Raw genomic sequence first — 18,277 nt, 5'->3', positions numbered from 1 at the left:
GGAATAGGCATCCTGAACGTTGCGGGCAGTGTATCACACCCGGGCTTTTAAGCGCTCAGTGCACCGGCTATGGCAGGCCGAACCGCAACACTGAACAGAGACCGAGCGCGGCCGGAATAAATGTTAGCTTTTCATAATGCAGAAGCCAATGTGGACAAACCAAAAGCAATATGGAAAAACATGCAAAAACTGAAACGCAGTGGTTGATTTTATGCAACAGCCTGTTAGCCTATAAATGTCGACATCCGTCGGCCAACAAACAAACTGCGAAAATAATTCGCGTTATCCAGGAGAACTCAGATGGTGAGCATGCAAAAACACAATGCCCAACTTCATTCGGCCAATATCGGCCGGGGTTGTTCTGTTGCTATGCGTACCGCAATGAATTTCTGGAATTCATTTAGCGGCGCACATGCGATCGATAACGATAATCCGCGTTTCGTTTAGTTTTTAAACCAACCGAACCGCGAGTCTTCAGCGCGGTTCGATTGGTAAAGATAGTCCATATCTTTCCTACCTCGTTTAAAACTCCGGTTCATAAAACTTAGCTCTAGGAGTTTACTATGAACTTGGCCAATACCTTTGCGCGTATTCGCGCGCTATTTCGCCGTACCGTTTCACGCGCTACTTCATCTCGTCGGAACAAAAGTACTGAAATTCGTTTCATCGATGTGAGTGAACATCTGCGTCGTGATCTAGGATACTACAATGGCGACAGCAATCGCCGAGTGCATGAACGTCACCCCCGTTCTGAATCGTTCGTGATATATGGCCCACTCAGGCGCGGGCCCTAAAAGGTAAAAAGGCGGGCAGGTCGGGCTGGCAGAGGGACTCTGTTGGTTCGAGTTGTTCGGTTTTATTTTGGGGTTTTTTTGGGGTTTGTTTGGTTTTTTAAAAGCTCCTATAAGCGAATGGGATGATCAGCATGAAGAGACAACAGGTCAGCGTAACTCGTATTGAGCATTAGGCTATTTTGTTGCCAACGCATTGGGCAGATACACACCCGCCTTGCCGCAATAGGTATCGCTCGCTAACTGCCATTCGACAAATCCGATTTACTGCTTTAAGTTTGGAATAAAGACGTAATACTTCAGAACACGAATACCCCTCCCCTACATAAATTGAGTGCAGAGTTGCGGGGTAGCAGAAAGCCGGCCAATGATATGACTAGACTCATCTCTAGAGTACGACAGGAACTCGCTCCACGTGAACTGCATCGCAAAATCTCTAAAAATGTGTTGGAAAAGCCAGTTTTTTCCGGGCTAAAACGGCGGGCGCTGGATTTGCCCGGAACGCTGACCAATTGTTCGATATAGGATGCGGGGGGTAGAAAGACACGAATCATAGATAAGTACTTGTTTTATATAAAAAATATTGAAATATTCTTGCAGCACTCATCGACTCTATGGTCGGTTCTTGCCGGGCTTGATTAATTGACAGAGACCCTTGCAGGCAACAGACTGTCCACCCTACAGTCGGTTCTAGGTTTTTGTCAGTTAAAGCAAAAGCGGAACCCGGCAAAAACGGCCAGAGCCGAGTAATAAGCTGTTATCCGGTGTCAGCTTGTCTTTAGTTTAGGTTAAGTTGGGGTGTTGCAACCGTGTCACATTACCCAGCCTACAGGCATTAAAAATAGTATTATCAGCACAGTTTATCCCTGGCACAACCGATAGCGTTCTAGTTAGTATGATGATTCTTGGACTTGTTTTTATGCTTATGACCTTTGCTGTGTTTATTGTGTACGGTCTTCTTTCAGGCAGCTTTAGCGATTATATTGTTAAGTCAAAAAAAGCCAGTGCTGTAATGCAGAGAATTTTCGCTACAAGTTTTTCTGCGCTCGGACTTAAGTTGGCTTTTAGTGACCAGGTATAACAAGGCCAAGCACAGCGACAACTTCTCTGTTGCGGCTTCGACTCCACTACAAAGCTGCGCGTGTTGGCAGCGTTATGCAACATCTAGAGAGGGAATCTAATGAATTTCTATGAAGACTCTGAGAATGTAGATAAGTACATCGAGATGTGTAAAGACTACGATGGAAGCAATATCTATGAATTGTTAAAAAAATATCTCGAGGATGGAAAAGCTGTTCTTGAACTAGGCACTGGTCCAGGCTTTGATATTCCATTTTTAAATGAACACTACCAAGTTACTGGCTCAGATTATTCTGAAGAATTTTTAGCACGCTGCAAAGATAAATTCCCAGATATAAATTTTATAAAGAATGACGCAAAAAATATTGATATCAATGAAAAGTTTGACTGTATATATTCAAATAAGGTGTTACATCATTTAACGAAGGATGAGCTTTCATTATCGCTATTAGGACAAGCAGGCATCCTGTTACCTGGTGGGATTATTGCTCATTCGTTCTGGCTTGGCGAAGAAGACCAGGTAATGGAAGGCCTTCTCTTTACTTATTATCGTAAAGAACGCCTTTTAGATATCATATCGGAGAATTTTGAAGTATTAACAACTATGAGTTATCAGGAATTTGAAGAAGATGACTCTTTATTTGTGATTGCGCAGTTAAAAGTAGATGCATAACAAGGCGCTGCAACCGACCTCCGGTATTTGTCACTTTGTTTGCAAAAGAACCGCAAGCAAAGCGCCAAACACCTCCGGCGGCTGAGCGCGGCGTTATATGGCAAGTACTCAGAAAACTCCAGCAAGTGAAAAGCAGGCGCCCAGAATCTAATTGCATTTGACGTTTTCTGAAAATTTTCAAACATTAACATTTATCCAGTCGGCCCGTCGTAACGCGCAAAGTTCTCGCGGGAGAAAAACAGGATTTGGATTATCCAGTATAAGATGGTGATCAGTATGAGCATGGTTGGTATCGCCACGATGAGTAGCAGCTGCTCTTCTTGCATATTCTTAAGATTAGCGCCCATCATTTTCACGATTTTGTCGGTGAATGCTAATGCCGTCCATACCAGTGAAAAGCCAATACGCGAAACATGCCTAATAATGCGTTCTGTGCCAGAAAGCCCTGAATGGTAAAGGTTGCGAATATCCCCCAATGCAAAGCAAATCGCTAAACCACCCCAGATCAGATAGGTAAAGGGAGCCTCTTCCTCTCGCCAACCCATACTGATCGCAAATGCAGTAAATGCGAAACTGACAACCCATATCAAAGCAGTTACTTCAAGGAGTCCAGTTTCATTCTTTTTATTATGGACGGTTAGCCAGGCGGTAAACACGGTATACATCACTAGTGCACCCAACATCATGTCATCGATGGAATTTTTGAGGTAAGCGGCGGCAATACCCGAAATCAGCATGACCAACATGGATATAGTAAAATAGGAGCCTGCTTTCCTATGAAGTGCACTGCCTTTCTTAGCGAACATGGCCAACACAGCTGTCATCAAAACGATCGTTCCCGCGGGGGTATGTATTGCCCAAACAATGATGTCTTTCATGTGTAAAGTCTCAGGTTATAGTTTGCTAAAACTGAATGACCGAAAATAATTAGTTGATATTCAATTTCTTGACAGCCATATAGCCGTACTGCGAATTGCCGTGCTCCTGGATCAAGTATTCGTAAAGGGTGTTAGCTGTCTCGCCCTCACCCAATTCCTCGTAAGTCATTGCTTTTAAGTAAGTCAATTCGGCTTTCATTTCAGCCGACACTGCCTCTGCCCTTTCTGCCTGTCTGATCAGCTCCAACGTACGATCGTAATGCTTACTCTCATAGTGTTTATATGCTTCGGAAATAGAGGCCGTTTGCATCAGACTCGCACACGCCCCTAGTGATAGTGTTGCCACTACTAGAAGTGCAATAGTCGGTAATTTCATCCCATTCAATCCTGTTAACGTGACTTTGGTTGACAAGCCTACCAATGCTAAAATAAAAGTAATACAATGAAATTTGGACTTCAGGTATGCATATTTGTATGGATTGGAAATCAATAACATTCGACTGGAACCGTGCGCGGGCTTTTTTGGTAACGGCGGAAGAGGGTTCACTGGCTGCGGCAGCTCGTTCAATGGGAATGACGCAACCTACCTTGGGGCGACAGGTGGCGGCGCTGGAGAGTGAAATTGGATTTGATCTATTTACCCGACGAGGTCGAGGCCTGGAGTTAACACCTAATGGCATCAAATTGTTGGAACATGTACGACTGATGGGTGATGCCGCTAACCAATTTTCTTTATCGGCTTCGGGTAAATCAGATGTAATCGAGGGCGATGTTAGCATCACTGCTTCCGAACTCCTTGCCACGTTTATGCTGCCACGCATGATCAAGACTTTGCGGGAAGTGGAGCCTGGCATTGACATCGAAATTCATTCAACTAACGAAGTACGCGACCTCAATCGAAGAGAGGCTGATATTGCTATCCGGAGTGTTCGTCCAACACAGCCAGAGTTGATTGCCAAAAAACTGTGCAGTGTTCGAGGTCATCTCTATGCAGCCAAAAGCTATTCGCGGCAACTGGGTCATCCTCCGACGATAGACGAGTTGAACAAGGCGAGTTTCATCGATACTGAGAATCCTGGTCGCCTCATGGAGTTACTTAATTCTCGTGGCTTAAATCTAAACAAGCAAAACTTTCCCGTTATTTCAAATAGTCATGTTGTCCAATGGGAATTGGTCAAGCAAGGCGTGGTAATTTGCGCCACAGTAGAAGAAATTGGCGATAACGAGCCGCTGGTTGAACGTGTGATTATCTCCGACCTTCCCCTGATTACCATGGATCTATGGCTAGTGACCCACAATGAATTGCGAACTAGCCGTCGAATCAGACGAGTCTTTGATTTTTTGGTATCGGAGTTTTCTTATAAATAACTCTAACTAGGAACGACCGTTACTAGCCGATGATTGCCGTTCAAGCTACTATTTTAAGCGTCAGCTTTTAGGTCCCTGCGTTATACATGAAGCATAGCCAATTGCCACATAACAAAAAAATGCAGTCGGACCCAGCTAACGCCGGGCCACTGATATGAAAGTTCGCGGCTTATCGACCAACTAATTTGTCAAACATAGGTATTAAGGATAGATGTGATATGAATCAGGTTATCAAGCTGTTAAAAAATCATCGTTCAATTCGGGAGTTCGCTCCAGAACCTGTTAGCGATGACATGGTGTCGGCAATTATTGAAGCGGCTGGTTGTGCGGCGACATCAAATTTTGTTCAGGCATACTCGGTTATTCGGGTGAGGAACACGACAACACGCAAGCAGATTGCTGAACTGGCCGGTTCCCAACGTTGGGTAGAGAGCAGTCCGGTATTTCTTGTCTTTTGTGCAGACCTGAAAAGAGCTGAGATGGCTTGCTCTTATGAAAACAGTGAGATGGTCTCAGGTACCATGGAACAATTTATTGTCGCCACAGTGGATGTCAGCCTGTTCGCGCAGAATGCGATGATTGCTGCGGAATCACTGGGGTTGGGTGGCGTATTCATTGGTGGTATCCGAAATGACCCGGAACAAGTTTGTGACTTGCTAAAAATACCTAACCACGTTTATCCGGTATTCGGTATGTGTTTTGGATATCCGCTAGGAGAGCAGGAGCAGAAGCCGAGACTGCCGGTAGATATGGTTCTGAAAGAGGAGGCGTATCAGGCAGATGAAGCGGGCCTGGTAAAGTACAACGCAATCTGTAGCGACTACTATCGCAATCGCTCTCGTGGTTCCAGAGAGGAGACCTGGACTTCTAATATCTCAGCGATGATGGCTAAGCCCCTCCGTTCTCATATGAAAGACTTTTTAGAGAGTAAAGGATTCAAGTGTCAGTGAATTTACGACGACCAACGTTTAGTAATATTTTATTCCCAAATTTAGCAGGTTAAAAAATAAATATGAATAAAGATATCCTATCATTTTTACCAGTCGTAACGCTCCTTATAGCAGCGTTATTTGTGTTCCTGTCATACGACACGCCAGCCGATGATGTCTCTTTAGTACCCATCTATGCTGGTTTTGTTGCGTTAATGTTAATGCCCATATCAGGTCTCCTTATATACTTTGGAATTGGTAAGAAAAAACATAGGTTAATGTTTCGCATAAATCAGGCAATATTGTTGGGTGGCTGTTTGCTAAGTATCTATTTGTGGCGTTCGTTAAAATGAAACCGGAATAATAAGCTCTAGAGCTATCGCAAAGGGAACCATTAGCTCACCTTGATCCCAACGCGTACAACTGGCCATAACCCTTTCCTGCCTAAACGCAAAGGGCGTCTTCTTCTTATAACCAATACCCGCAACAAGTTCAAGCATCTGTACAAATAAGGAGATAAGGTCCAAAGTATAAATTTTTATCTCTATGAGCCTTGGTATAAATAGCTATGACAGACCGACACCCCGAGAAAACCGCCTCAACAATCTCAACACTCAGCGATCTTGCGAAGTTGGCAAACTATTCCCTCATGGACACGCTCAACGCCGATCCTGATGCGCGGGATGATGGTGCCGACCACGCGCCGCGACAAGTCTTCACGGGTCATTACGTCCCTGTCAGCCCTACGGCCATCAAAGATCCAGAGTATGTAGCCCACAGCAAAGGCTTTTTTTCCGAGCTCGGCTTCGCTGACAGCATGGCAAAGACCACTGACTTCATTCGCCTGTTCTCCGGCGATATCGCTCAGGTTCCAGAGCCAATGCGCAAGGTCGGCTGGGCCACTGGATATGCACTGTCGATCTACGGCACTGAATACACCCAGCAGTGCCCGTTCCAAACCGGTAACGGATATGGAGATGGTCGTGCCATTTCGGTACTCGAGGCCGTCATCAAGGGGCAACGCTGGGAAATGCAGCTCAAAGGTGGCGGTCGTACGCCCTACTGCCGCGGCGCGGACGGTCGTGCTGTGTTGCGCTCTAGTATCCGCGAGTTCTTGGCTCAGGAGCATATGCACGCATTGGGTGTGCCCACATCTCGGTCACTGAGCTTGGTCGCGTCAAAAACGGAGCAGGTACAGCGACCCTGGTACTCAGAGAATTCGCGCTCGGAGAATCCTGACCAGCTTATACTCGAAGCCGTCGCCATCTCGACGCGTGTCGCACCGTCATTCATTCGCGTCGGTCAACTCGAACTGTTCGCGCGCCGAAGCCGTAATTACGCACATCGGAACGCGATGGCAGAACTCGAACAACTGGTGTTGCACCTGATTGACCGTGAGTATGCCGAGGTGATCGATAGCCAGCTCACCACTCCAGAAAAAGTGGTGTCGCTGGCGCGTGAGTTTCGTAGTCGGCTCATGGCGCTGGTGGCGAACTGGATTCGTGTCGGCTTCTGCCAGGGCAACTTCAACAGCGATAACTGCGCTGCCGGTGGCTTTACCCTTGATTATGGCCCGTTCGGTTTTTGCGATATGTTTAACCCCAATTATCAGCCCTGGACCGGTGGCGGTCATCACTTCTCGTTCATGAACCAACCCAACGCAGCGCAGCAGAATTTTGGTATGTTTTGTTTGGCGTTAAAGCCGTTACTGGCGTCGCATCAGAACAGTTTGCTAGCACTCGACGAGATTCAACGTGAATTTCCGCGACTCATGCAAACGCAAATGGACAATATCTGGGCCGCCAAGTTGGGTCTGAGCACCTTGAGCACACCCGATCAAAAGGCTCTTTGCAAGGTTCTGCTCAGTGACCTTGAAACCCTGATGATACAAACGCCGGTCGATTACACTATTTTCTACCGCGAGCTCTCGTCCCTACCCAACGACATTCGCTCTCTCAAGAAAAGCTTCTACCCTAACTCGGCGCTTGATGCAGACGCCGAAGCGCTCGATCAACGCTGGACCGAGTGGCTCGAAAATTGGAAAACGCTGCTCAATTACGGCATTAACGCGAATGATAGTTCGCACCGATCCAGTGATGAGATTTCTAGGCAGATGAAGCTCGTTAACCCAAAATACATTCTGCGAGAGTGGTTCGTCGTGCCGGCTTATCAACAAGCAGCAGCGGGTAATTATGCTCTAATTCGAGAACTGCAGGATGTGATGACACAGCCCTATGCGGAGCAGTCACAGGATGTGGAAGATAAATACTATAGGTTGAAACCGACCGAGTTTTTCGCGGTGGGGGGCTTGTCTCATCTTAGTTGCTCGTCGTGATGTTAGGGGTCTAAAAAAGTAATGCTCAAACAACTTAAGGCCTGTTTAGTCAATCCATTTTTCTGTAATTAAGGGGTGTAGTATGTCGTTTGATCTTGAAGCGTTGGTATCAGCCTGCAAAGTGGCGTTAGGGGAAGAAAAACCGCAAGAGCACATTTCTAAGATTGTGGATAAGTTACTGTCTGACCCGGATTCCCTTAGTCAGGCTTTGGGGCATCAAACGATAGCCGGGATTGAAAAGCTCTATGTTTCCGACGAGCTGACAATCATCAATGTCGTTTGGGCACCAAAAATGACATTGAATGCGCATAACCATAATGTGTGGGCTGTTATCGGCGTGTATGCCGGTAGAGAAGATAATATCTTTTGGCGTAGAGTGAAAAACGATCCCAATGGTAAAATTGAAGCGGCGGGTGCCATATCGATTGCCGCAGGGGAATCGGCCTCCCTTGGTAAGAACCTGATACATTCAGTAACGAATCCGACGGACACCTTTACGCGCGCTATTCATATCTACGGCGGTAACTTTTTTGAAATTGACCGTAGCGAGTGGGAACCCATGTCCCTCGAAGAGGCTCCCTATAGTGTTGAAAAAACCCTAGCTGTTTTTCAATCTGAGAATGCGATCATGGATGCGCTGAAAGTTACCGGGGGCAATGCTTAACCAGCTTAATTAGCTTAACGTTAGATTACGTTTTATGGTGAGCTTTATTGTTAGTGATAATTCCATGGCAACGTTATCAATATTATCCTGCCAAAGCTACATTCTTAAATTACTTTAAAGTATATTAAAAATATTTTTAATTTCTTGATTTGAAAAACATAATAATATTAATATGCCTATAACGGGAAGCGAGGAACGCTTCGTAGTGGTAACTTAGTTGGTGATACGGATGTATCAACAAGGATGTATTATGAGCTTGGTTAGTTTGTTCTATAAAGTGCGCGCTGTTATCGGTCGTATTATTCTTCGACGTAAGAAGATACATAAAATTGATTTTCCCCATCTCAATGAGCATATGCGGCGCGATCTAGGTTATTACAATGGCGATGGCGCACACAGGGTCCACGACCGGGATCTGCGCGCCCATCACCCCTTTAACCGTGGGCCTTAAGGGTTATCCGTAGCGACGCAATAGTAAATTTTGTACCCAGACGTTACCGGCTTATAGGCCGGTAATGTCTTATTTGTATCGGATACAGTAGCTGACTAGGGTACCAGGGTTACCCCGATAACCTCGCCGATGGCATCGAGCCGAAAGTGATAGTCACCTGCTACTGTCACGTCCAGCAACAGATTACCGCCGTTGTCGGTCAAGACAATAGAGCCTGGGTCCTGTGAGCTGCCAAATCCAAAGGCGTTGCTCCAGTCTTCATTGGAAAACTTAAAGCCATAGCGGCCCACGTCTAAGGTAAGCGTGGCAGAATACCGGCCCATGCCGTCATAACTGAGCCTGTCCGCCGTGCTCCAGCCATTCATGTCACCGCGCACAAACATCTCTGGGTAGGCGGCCACAGTCAGGCTCGGCACACTCACGCTGCGGCCGGTGTCGAGGCTGAAGTTGTATACGCCCGCCACAGGAATACTAATCGCAATATCACCTATGCCGTCGAGTTCCATCGCCTTGCCCAAGGTGACGCCGTTAGTGCTGCCGGCACCAAAGTTGGTGCCATTGCTCCAGCCGGCATCGGCGACCTTAAAGCTATAGTCGCCGGGGCTGGCATCGAGCCGCACGCGATAGTCGCCAGCACCCCGATAGGCCAACAAACCGGCGTTCAGTGGGCTCCAATTGGGCGTGAGTAGGGTGCCCATAAGATACATATCGGCACCCAGATCAAAGTTGGCGGCGCTGATGGTGATCACCGGGACCGGATTGCGCAGGTCCAACTGAATGCGATAATCACCCGCCTGACTGGGCGCCACGGTGAGTAAAAAATTGTTGTCGCTATCCCCTGATGCCGTGAGCGTAAATGCCGAACCGGGCCCATTGCTGAAGCTGTCGGCATTGGTCGAACTGGCCCAGTTTTTGTCGGCAAAACGGAAGTCAAAGGTGCCGGCGCTTGGCAGGTTTATCGGGAACTCATAACGGTCTTCGCCGATGTAATAGCCGTCATAACGATGCGCCCAATTCGAGAAGGCCCCCACGGCATACAGGGTGGTGGTGCCGAAGGGGGGCACATCTCCGGCCGGTAAGCCGTCACCCTGAGCACCGTTCTGCGGCAATACAAATACGGCAGCGGTTAGCGCGGGAACGTGAAAGGTAGGCTCGCCAGCGATCAGCGCAAAGTTGGCGCTTTGCACGCTGCTGTCAGCAGAGGCCTGTTGAATGGCATGCAATTCAAAATCAGCTGCATCTGGCACCACTACTTGGTGTGACATATCGGTGTAGTTAAAAACCACCATAAGGGCATCGTATTGGGCATCCAGATCGTTACCGGCGTGCACCCCATCATCGATCGACATCGCGATCAGGCCGGCGGTCTGGCTGGAGCCGGTATTGTGGAAGGCGACGCGATTAATAACCTCGGCTGCGCTGGTGAGCCGAAATAGCGGGCTGTCGGCGCGGATGCTGAGCATTTCTTGGAAGGACTGGCGCATCCAATCCACATCGGCCACGCTGGGGTTGGCATCGGGGTTGGCGGTAACCTGTTGAATAAAGGGCCAGTTTGCGGCGTCCTTATCTTCCCGCGGTAAGCCAACGTGCCAGTTGCTGTCCGCCAGCTTGGCAAAATCAACTCTGTTAAACCAATCGCCGGAATCATAGGAATCGCGTTCCATCGACTTAGAGCGTAAGAGGTCGACGCCCAGGTGATAAAAGGGCACGCCTTGGGCATAGGTACCGGTGGCCACCGCTAATGACTGCATACGGGCACGGTCTGCACTACTGACGGTGTTCGCCGCTTTATAGGCGATGATGTCCCAGAGGGTTTGATTATCGTGTTTGGACACGTAGTTGATAATCTCTTGCGGGTCATCGGCATATGCTGCGGGTTGGCCCTTGTAATCGATTTGCGTGCCGTTCACCAAGTCATCGTGGCTGTTGGTCAAGACAAAGCGCTTCAGGTTACCGGCCAGGCCAATGCGCACAATATCGGCATTGCTCAGCACCGCTGCGGCCAACTCCAAGTCCGGCGTGAGTTGATTGTCGTTGGCGGTGCCGGCATCGGGGTCGAATGAGTCAAGCCAGTTCAGCTCGTTCGGGATGGCGCTATTGGCCAGCCCTTGGTTGCGACGCAGGCTATCTTCCCCTGCGCTATCCCCAAGCTCGTCGAAGGGCCCACCGCCGCGTATACCGTCGCGCAATCGATCGGTAAAGGTACCGATGCCGGTACCGGCTATATTGCTTTGCGAGGCATTGGTGCCACGTTTATTCTGACCCGCCGCACCATAGTCCCAGCCTTCACCATAGAAGTAGATCGCGGGATTGACCGCCTGTACCGCGACCAGCGCTTGCTCCATAGACACCTTGGTTTGCAGACCCATCAGATCGAATCGGAAGGCATCGATGTGGTACTGGTCGGCCCAGACGACCAGAGAGTCGGTCATTAACTTGGCCATCATCTTATGTTCGGTTGCGGTATCGTCGCAGCAGGAATCGCGCGTCACCACACCGGAGTCGACATCGCGGCGGTGGTAATAGCCTGGCACTACCTTGTCGAGTACCGACTTGGCAGCCAGACCGCTGGCGTTGGTGTGGTTATAGACCACGTCCATGACGACCCTAAAGTCCATATCATGCAGCGCTTGGACCATGGCACGAAACTCCAGAATGCGCGCCATGGAGCTCGGATCGGACGAGTAGCTGCCTTCGGGCACGGTATAGTGGAAGGGGTCGTAACCCCAATTAAAGCTATCTTGCGGGCGCAGGTAGACATAAAAATCCTGAGCAGCCCCGGTCGTAGGATTCAGTGACGCTAGTGCGGCACTGATCAGTGTGCTGTCGCAGGTTAGCCCCAGTTCGAGTGCCTTGGCTTGCGCTGCGCTGCTAATCGCACAGTAGTCGGCCAGGCTGTCATCTATATCGACCCGTGCACTCGCGTCCTCATCGATGGTGGCGATATCAAAGGCGGGCAGAATCTGTACGGCGGTCATGCCGGCGGCACGCAATGCCTGTAAATGGCGCATCGACTCGCGACTGGCATCGGTGAAGGCTAGGTACTTACCATCGGCTGCTGCATCGACCTTGGTGGTGTCCGCTATACTGAGATCGCGAATGTGAGCTTCGTAGATGGCCATGTCTTCGGGATTGACCATGTCTTCGGAGTTGACCAAGTTGGACGGCTCGAACGCCTGCCAACCGGCTGGCAGCAGAGCCTCGGCACCGAGATCGACGACCTGCGAAAAGGTTGAGTTAAGCGCCAGGCTCAAGCTATAGGGGTCGGTAACCTCGAGACATTCAATGGCACCGCTGGCGTAATGGAACAGGGTTAACTTATAGCGATAATAATGGCCGGTTAAATCTAAGGGTGCGCTGACCGACCAAATACCGGTCGCGCTATCTTCGGTCAGGGGAACGGTTCTGACTAAGGCAAATTGACTGTCGTAGACCTTTACCGAGACTTCTTGCGCGGTCGGTGCCCAGAGCGAAAATTGCGTATGGCCGGCGTTATTAAAGGCACCCAATTGTGCATCCTGGGCCGCCTCATAATAGAGCCTGTCCAATAAGGGTGCTGTTTGCACGCGCGTTAAGCGCACCACCTCATGGGCGGCGTTGCTTTCGACCGTCCACAGCTGGTCCTTGACCAGATTTTTAGCGTCCTCGGCGGTGGCATCCAACCCGTAGCCATCGAAGCTGGCCAAATGCGGATAGGCCGCTTTTTGTGCCGGACTCATGGTTGTTGGGGTCATGCTAATCGGCGTGCCGCCAGAGACCGACTTACTCTCAGCGTCGAACTTTAGCGCCGCCGTGGGCGAATGCCATAGGGCTATGCTGTTGGCGGTTGAGCGAGTTTTGTAGACCAGGCTTGCACCGCCGGGATTGGCGATATCAATAAAGTGGGCCGAGGCGCCTGATAACAAAACGGGTGCTTCGAGCAATGGCTCGGGAAACAGTTCGCCGACACCTTGAAAGGTAAAGACGTCTTGGCTCAGCACTGCGCGACTAAAAACATGATCGGCACCGCCCAAATCTTTGCTATCCCCCTGGTGGACAATAAATTTGAAATCGGCCCAGTCGTCGGTGCGTAAATCAATTATATAATAGGCGCCGTACAGCGGGTGTATCCCGGTCGCCAGCAGCGGCTCGGACCAGCTGGTGGCGCTGGCGACCTCGTCGGTCACGCTGCCAATATCATCCCATAGATGTAGGCCCCAACCGTCATAATCAGCGCCATCGCGCTGGTAATAGACGATGGCCTGATGCGCTTCAATCTCAATCAGGGCGTTGGCGGGATCGGGCATGCAGGCGGTTAAATTGACGGTGACTAGAATCACCAGCAGTTTAACCACCGTTATTACTCTTACGTTCATGGGCAGTTCCTCGGTGTTAGTTTTTCGAAGGCTATGGTTGAGCTACTGCTGATGGAAAACGACACGCAATCTATTCGCCTTGCCCGCGCTGAAATAATCGGCCATGACAAAATAGAGGCGTTTGGATTTGTTGAGCTGGGCTTGGATCTGACTTGAGTTCGGGAGTGCCGGAATAGTTAGTGAACTATGGCCCGAGCTAGCCGACAAAGCGGCATAAGAATTTAGTATGTTCACAGTGACGCTCTGCCTTTAAAAAAATATTTTTATTTTTGCGGCAATATACGGACTTAATTATCGTCACCTAACGCCATTCTATGGCAGACGGTTGCGGTGACAATCCCAGAGCGGTTTGAAAGTTTATAGGGGTGGAGTAAAATCACGACCCCGCCCACTCAACGCTAAAGCCCTGGAGTATGCTGCTAGAACGGGCAGGATAAAAAACCGCATGCTGCGGTCTTTATTCTTGGTTTTAATACTCAAGTTTATGAGGGTTACCCGTCACTTATTGATCGCTGGTTGAATTTTATGTTGTAAAGCCTTATCGCGGGACGGAGAAACGGACCTTTTGCCTACCATTATCATTGCGGGTGATAGTAATATTTTTCCACACTCCATCCATTTCCATCTTTCAACCCCATTCGTCAACTCGTCGTGCCACATTGATCGGAATATACTTTCCCATCCAGCCTTACTTTCGCGAAGGAATGCAGTCTCGTTTGAAGGATCAGGCTTCGCAGTGAATAAGTAAAAAAAACATAGCGGAGTAACCCTAATGAAAATACCAGTACAACCCTTGTTGGCGGCCCTATTGGCCACCTCAGCGATATCCCTCACCGGGTGCTTGCCGGAGGACCCCTACCTAGAGCGCGATGTGCGCGATGATGTGTTCTATTTTGTCATGCCCGATCGCTTCGATAATGGCGACCTCACCAACGATACCGGCGGTATCTCGGGTGACCGGCTAGACCATGGCTTTGATCCGTATGACAAGGGCATGTATCACGGTGGTGATATGCAGGGCCTGGAAGGTCAGCTCGACTACCTTCAAGGCTTGGGCATCACCGCCATCTGGATGACGCCGATTTTAAAGAACCAAACCATTCAGGGTGATAGCTCAGCCTATCACGGCTACTGGACCTTGGATTTCACCAAGATTGACCCCCATCTGGGCTCCAATGCCGATCTGCAGTCGTTAATCGATGCCGCCCACGATCGCAATATGAAAGTCTATTTTGACATCATTACCAACCACACCGCCGATGTCATCAAGTACGAGGAGTGTCATGAACCCGATGGCAGCTCGAATGGCTCGCCGTGCACCTATGTGTCGCTGGCCGATAAGGCTGCGGGTATGGGTTACACGCCTTTCTTACCGGCCGGCCAAGAGAACGTTAAGTCACCGGCCTGGTTAAACGATCCGCAATACTATAACAACCAGGGCGACACCACCTTTTCCGGTGAGAATTCCATCTATGGTGACTTCTTCGGTCTGGATGACTTGGATACCCGGCAACCGGCTGTTGTGCAGGGCATGATTGATATCTTTAAAGATATAGTCAGCGAATTTAAGCCCGATGGTTTCCGCATCGATACGGTCAAACATGTCGACATTGAATTCTGGCAAGAATTTTCCCCGGCGCTTCTGGCCCACGCCCACGCCGAAGGCATTCCCAATTTCTTTATGTTTGGTGAGGTCTATGAGGGCAACCCGCAGGTGCTGAGCCAATTTACCACCATCGGTACCCTACCTTCGGTGCTCGACTTCGGTATTCAGGGTGCAGCCAGCTCGGTATTCGCCGGGCAGGGTGGATCCAGCAATCTGGCCGGCCTGTTTGCGCAGGACGATGTTTATACCGATGCCGACAGCGACGCCTCGGTGCTGATGAATTTCGGTGGTAATCACGATATGGGTCGCATCGGCATGTTTATTCAAAATGCCAACCCGACGGCCAGCGACGAGGAAAAATTGGCCCGTGCCAAACTGTTCAATGCCATCATGTTCTTTGCCCGCGGTATCCCGGTGATCTACTATGGTGATGAACAGGGCTTTACCGGGGATGGCGGCGACAAGGATGCCCGTGAGGACATGTTCCCCTCGCTGGTGGACGTTTATAACGACAATGTCCTGATTGGTACCGACGCAACCACGGCCGACGCGAACTTTGATCCTGAACACCCTCTGTATCAGGCCATTGCCGCCTATTCCTACATCTATAAATTGCATCCTGCGCTGCGTCGAGGTGTGCATGTAAATCGCTACAGTGAGAGTGACGGCGGTCTTTATGCCTTTGCGCGCGTCGACAGCGACAACCGCGAATATCTGGTGGTCTTCAATGGCGATACCACAAGTCGCAGTCTCGAACTGGCCGCAACCGCCAATACCTATCTGCCCATCGTCGGCGATGAGAAGTTGAAGCGTGACCGTGCCGGCAACATTAGTATCGAGATAGAGCCGCTGACATTTGCCATCTATCGAGCCACCAGTCCGGCCAAAAAATCCAAAAAAACCGATTTCAGCCTGGTGGGTGTACCTGACGGTTCGGCTGTTTCCGGGCGGGTTGATCTGACGCTGGAACTGGACAAAGAGCCGGGCGTATTGCCGACCTATGTCGCCACCTTCGAGTTGTCGACCGATGGCGGCCTGAGCTTTAAACCGCTCGCGGTCGATACCACCGCGCCCTACCGACTGTTCTGGCAGTCCGGCGATCTGGCCGATGGCACCGCCGTCACCGTGCGCGCTACCCTGACCACGGGCACCGGCAAGGGCATCAGCCACAGCCTCGATATGGTGATTGATTCACGCGTACCGGCCATAGTGGAAGTTGACTATGAGAATGGCAATCAGCGAGATCTGCTCTATGTAGCCGACCACAATGGTGGTTTGCAGGGGCCCATCAGCGCCGACAATGGTGTCTTTAGCTTTGCCTGGGATGATACCGATTCCAGCCAGCTGTTAACCTTTGTCGATCAGGATGGCGACGTCTTTGCGATCGATCAACCGGTACACATTACTCGCTCTGAAATAGTTGCCCTGTCGAGCGAAGTTGGCGACGGCACGCTCGAAGCTCATATCTATCTAAACAATCAGGGTGAGCTCGACCAGAACGACAACGACAGTGGTGGCAGCGCAATCGAATTGCCGCTCGACCCGGCCGCTGTTGCACCCTACGGACTCGATCTGAATGTCCGCGGCGGCCTAAACAGTTGGGGCGCCGACCCGATGGCCTATGTGGGCAACCAAACCTACAAGCTGTCTCGGGTGGTGGACCAGGGTGATGTCGAATTTAAGTATGCCGACAGCAACTGGAGTCCGGTCAATATTGGCGGGCAAGTGGGCGAAAATGGCTTAGTGCTCGGGTCAAATCCAGGCAACCTGACCCAGTACTTCCCGAATAAGGGTTTTTACAACTTTTATCTGGTGTCGACCGAACTGGATGGCCAACCGGTGATTCTGCACTTTATTGACCAGGACGTCGGTCCAGTCGGTGAAACCCTCTATCTGACCGGTAGCCTGAACGATTGGAGCAACGATGATCCGCTGATCTATATGGGTGCTAACCACTACAGTGCCACGCTGGACTTAGCCGTAGGCGATTATCAGTTCAAACTGAGCAATCAGGATGCCAGCTGGCAGCGTTTGGTCGCGGATGGTGTCGCCGATTTGGACGTGGCCGAAGCGCTAGTCGCCACCGGCGTCAGCAGCCTGTTGACGGCGGAGCACGCCGCCAACTATAGCTTCGCCTATCATTTCGACGAGAGCCTGACCGTGAGCTCCGACTATATCGACAACCCGGCCCCCGGTTTGCAGGTGGTGTTTCAGAAGCCAGCGGCCTGGGCCGGCGCCAATATCTACTTTTGGGAGGCCCTAACTACCCCGACCGAGGGTTGGCCCGGTGTGCCGATGACCGACTTGGGTGACGGCTGGTTCGGTTTTGAGTTTAACTTGGGCAGCGCCAGCGCCAATCTAATCTTCAACGACGGTGCCGGATCGCAAACGGGAAATCTGTTTCGGGATGCCAACGGCTGCTATATAGCGGAGACCTGGGCGGACAGCTGCCCACCCTATCTGGAAGCAACACCGCCGGGCCTATAACCTAGGCATCGAGCGACCATAAAACAGACGCTTATAAAAAAGGGTCGGCATCCGCAAAGATGTCGACCCTTTGTGTTATCTGTGCTCAAAATCCTGGCCCCAGCCGCTGCGTGGTTAGCGCGGTTCTAAGAGCTTGGTCTTAAACTGGTTGGGCAGCAGTATCACTTCTATGCGGCGATTCTGTTGCCGTGTTGCACGACTCGTTTCGGCCACTAGGGGACGGGTAGCGGCAAAACCGACGGCCTGCAGCTGGCCTGCTGGAATTTTTTGCCCAATCAGTTCACGCACGGCGATGGCCGCCCGGGCTGAAGAGAGTTCCCAGTTCGATGGATACTGTTGCAGGGTGCTCGGCGCGATGCCGCGGCTGTCGGTATGGCCCTGAATGCTGATCAAATAGTTGGGGAAGCTCTGCAACGCCTCTGCAAGCAGGCCCAGCGCCTGGCGCCCCTCGGCGTTTAACTCGGCCGAGCCGGAGGCAAATAAGATGCTTTCAGGCAGTTTAATGGCGGTGGTGCCATCTTCCAGTTGGGTGACCAGCTGTTCTTTTTCCTGGTTCAACTGGGCTAACTGAGATTGCAGCTTGGCCTCCAGCTTATTCATGGCATCGGCTTCGGCGGACATTTCGGTCTGCAGACGCGCAATGGTTTCACTGTAAGTTTC

General features: G+C 50.4%; 12 protein-coding genes. 8 read left to right on the top strand and 4 right to left on the bottom strand.

The annotated features are described in order from the left end of the window. Nucleotides 1-300: 300 nt before the first annotated feature. Nucleotides 301-447 carry a hypothetical protein gene (locus tag AC4FIC_RS08300; RefSeq protein WP_476196299.1) on the top strand — a complete coding sequence of 49 codons (147 nt, stop codon included), beginning with the start codon at nt 301-303 and terminating at the stop codon, nt 445-447. Nucleotides 448-1,971: 1,524 nt separating this feature from the next. After that, entirely contained in the window at nt 1,972-2,544 is a 573-nt protein-coding gene (locus AC4FIC_RS08295; RefSeq protein ID WP_100258395.1) for a class I SAM-dependent methyltransferase, read from the top strand. A 191-nt stretch (nt 2,545-2,735) separates the two neighbouring features. Here AC4FIC_RS08295 and AC4FIC_RS08290 read toward each other — a convergent pair whose 3' ends face one another. Beyond that, nucleotides 2,736-3,422 carry a hypothetical protein gene (locus tag AC4FIC_RS08290; RefSeq protein ID WP_476451619.1) on the bottom strand — a complete coding sequence of 229 codons (687 nt, stop codon included), beginning with the start codon at nt 3,420-3,422 and terminating at the stop codon, nt 2,736-2,738. Nucleotides 3,423-3,471: 49 nt separating this feature from the next. Next, on the bottom strand, nt 3,472-3,798 hold the full coding sequence (locus tag AC4FIC_RS08285) for a hypothetical protein (protein WP_100258393.1): 327 nt from the start codon (nt 3,796-3,798) through the stop codon (nt 3,472-3,474). Nucleotides 3,799-3,896: 98 nt separating this feature from the next. Here AC4FIC_RS08285 and AC4FIC_RS08280 point away from each other — a divergent pair, with 98 nt between their 5' ends. The 5 genes from AC4FIC_RS08280 to AC4FIC_RS08260 all read left to right on the top strand — a co-directional run bounded on the left by AC4FIC_RS08280 (nt 3,897) and on the right by AC4FIC_RS08260 (nt 9,169). Then, entirely contained in the window at nt 3,897-4,790 is an 894-nt protein-coding gene (locus tag AC4FIC_RS08280; RefSeq protein WP_476195103.1) for a LysR family transcriptional regulator, read from the top strand. 218 nt (nt 4,791-5,008) lie between these two features. After that, nucleotides 5,009-5,740 (top strand): oxygen-insensitive NADPH nitroreductase, encoded by a 732-nt coding sequence (gene nfsA, locus AC4FIC_RS08275; RefSeq protein WP_474334668.1) that lies wholly within the window; start codon nt 5,009-5,011, stop codon nt 5,738-5,740. A gap of 547 nt (nt 5,741-6,287) precedes the next feature. After that, nucleotides 6,288-8,054: a protein adenylyltransferase SelO gene (locus tag AC4FIC_RS08270; protein WP_100258390.1), complete on the top strand. Its 1,767-nt coding sequence runs from the start codon at nt 6,288-6,290 to the stop codon at nt 8,052-8,054. Between the two features lie 82 nt (nt 8,055-8,136). Then, a complete protein-coding gene (locus AC4FIC_RS08265) occupies nt 8,137-8,718 on the top strand; it encodes a hypothetical protein (RefSeq protein WP_100258389.1) in 582 nt (193 codons plus the stop codon). Nucleotides 8,719-8,968: 250 nt separating this feature from the next. Then, complete coding sequence (locus AC4FIC_RS08260; RefSeq protein WP_273285358.1) at nt 8,969-9,169, top strand: hypothetical protein; 201 nt, start codon at nt 8,969-8,971, stop codon at nt 9,167-9,169. Nucleotides 9,170-9,264: 95 nt separating this feature from the next. Here the strand turns inward: AC4FIC_RS08260 and pulA are convergent, their stop codons facing one another. Continuing rightward, nucleotides 9,265-13,524: a pullulanase-type alpha-1,6-glucosidase gene (gene pulA / locus AC4FIC_RS08255; protein WP_490359395.1), complete on the bottom strand. Its 4,260-nt coding sequence runs from the start codon at nt 13,522-13,524 to the stop codon at nt 9,265-9,267. A gap of 772 nt (nt 13,525-14,296) precedes the next feature. On the opposite strand from pulA, the gene AC4FIC_RS08250 reads away from it, so the two are divergent. Beyond that, nucleotides 14,297-17,617: an alpha-amylase family glycosyl hydrolase gene (locus AC4FIC_RS08250; protein ID WP_476194979.1), complete on the top strand. Its 3,321-nt coding sequence runs from the start codon at nt 14,297-14,299 to the stop codon at nt 17,615-17,617. Nucleotides 17,618-17,731: 114 nt separating this feature from the next. Here the strand turns inward: AC4FIC_RS08250 and AC4FIC_RS08245 are convergent. Continuing rightward, a partial coding sequence (locus tag AC4FIC_RS08245; protein WP_476194239.1) for an OmpA/MotB family protein occupies nt 17,732-18,277 on the bottom strand: 546 nt, incomplete at its 5' end.

It is taken from the genome of Reinekea sp., assembly GCF_982785585.1.
The sequence above is the reverse complement of the archived record's forward strand: the minus strand, read 5'-3'. Positions and strand labels throughout refer to the sequence as shown.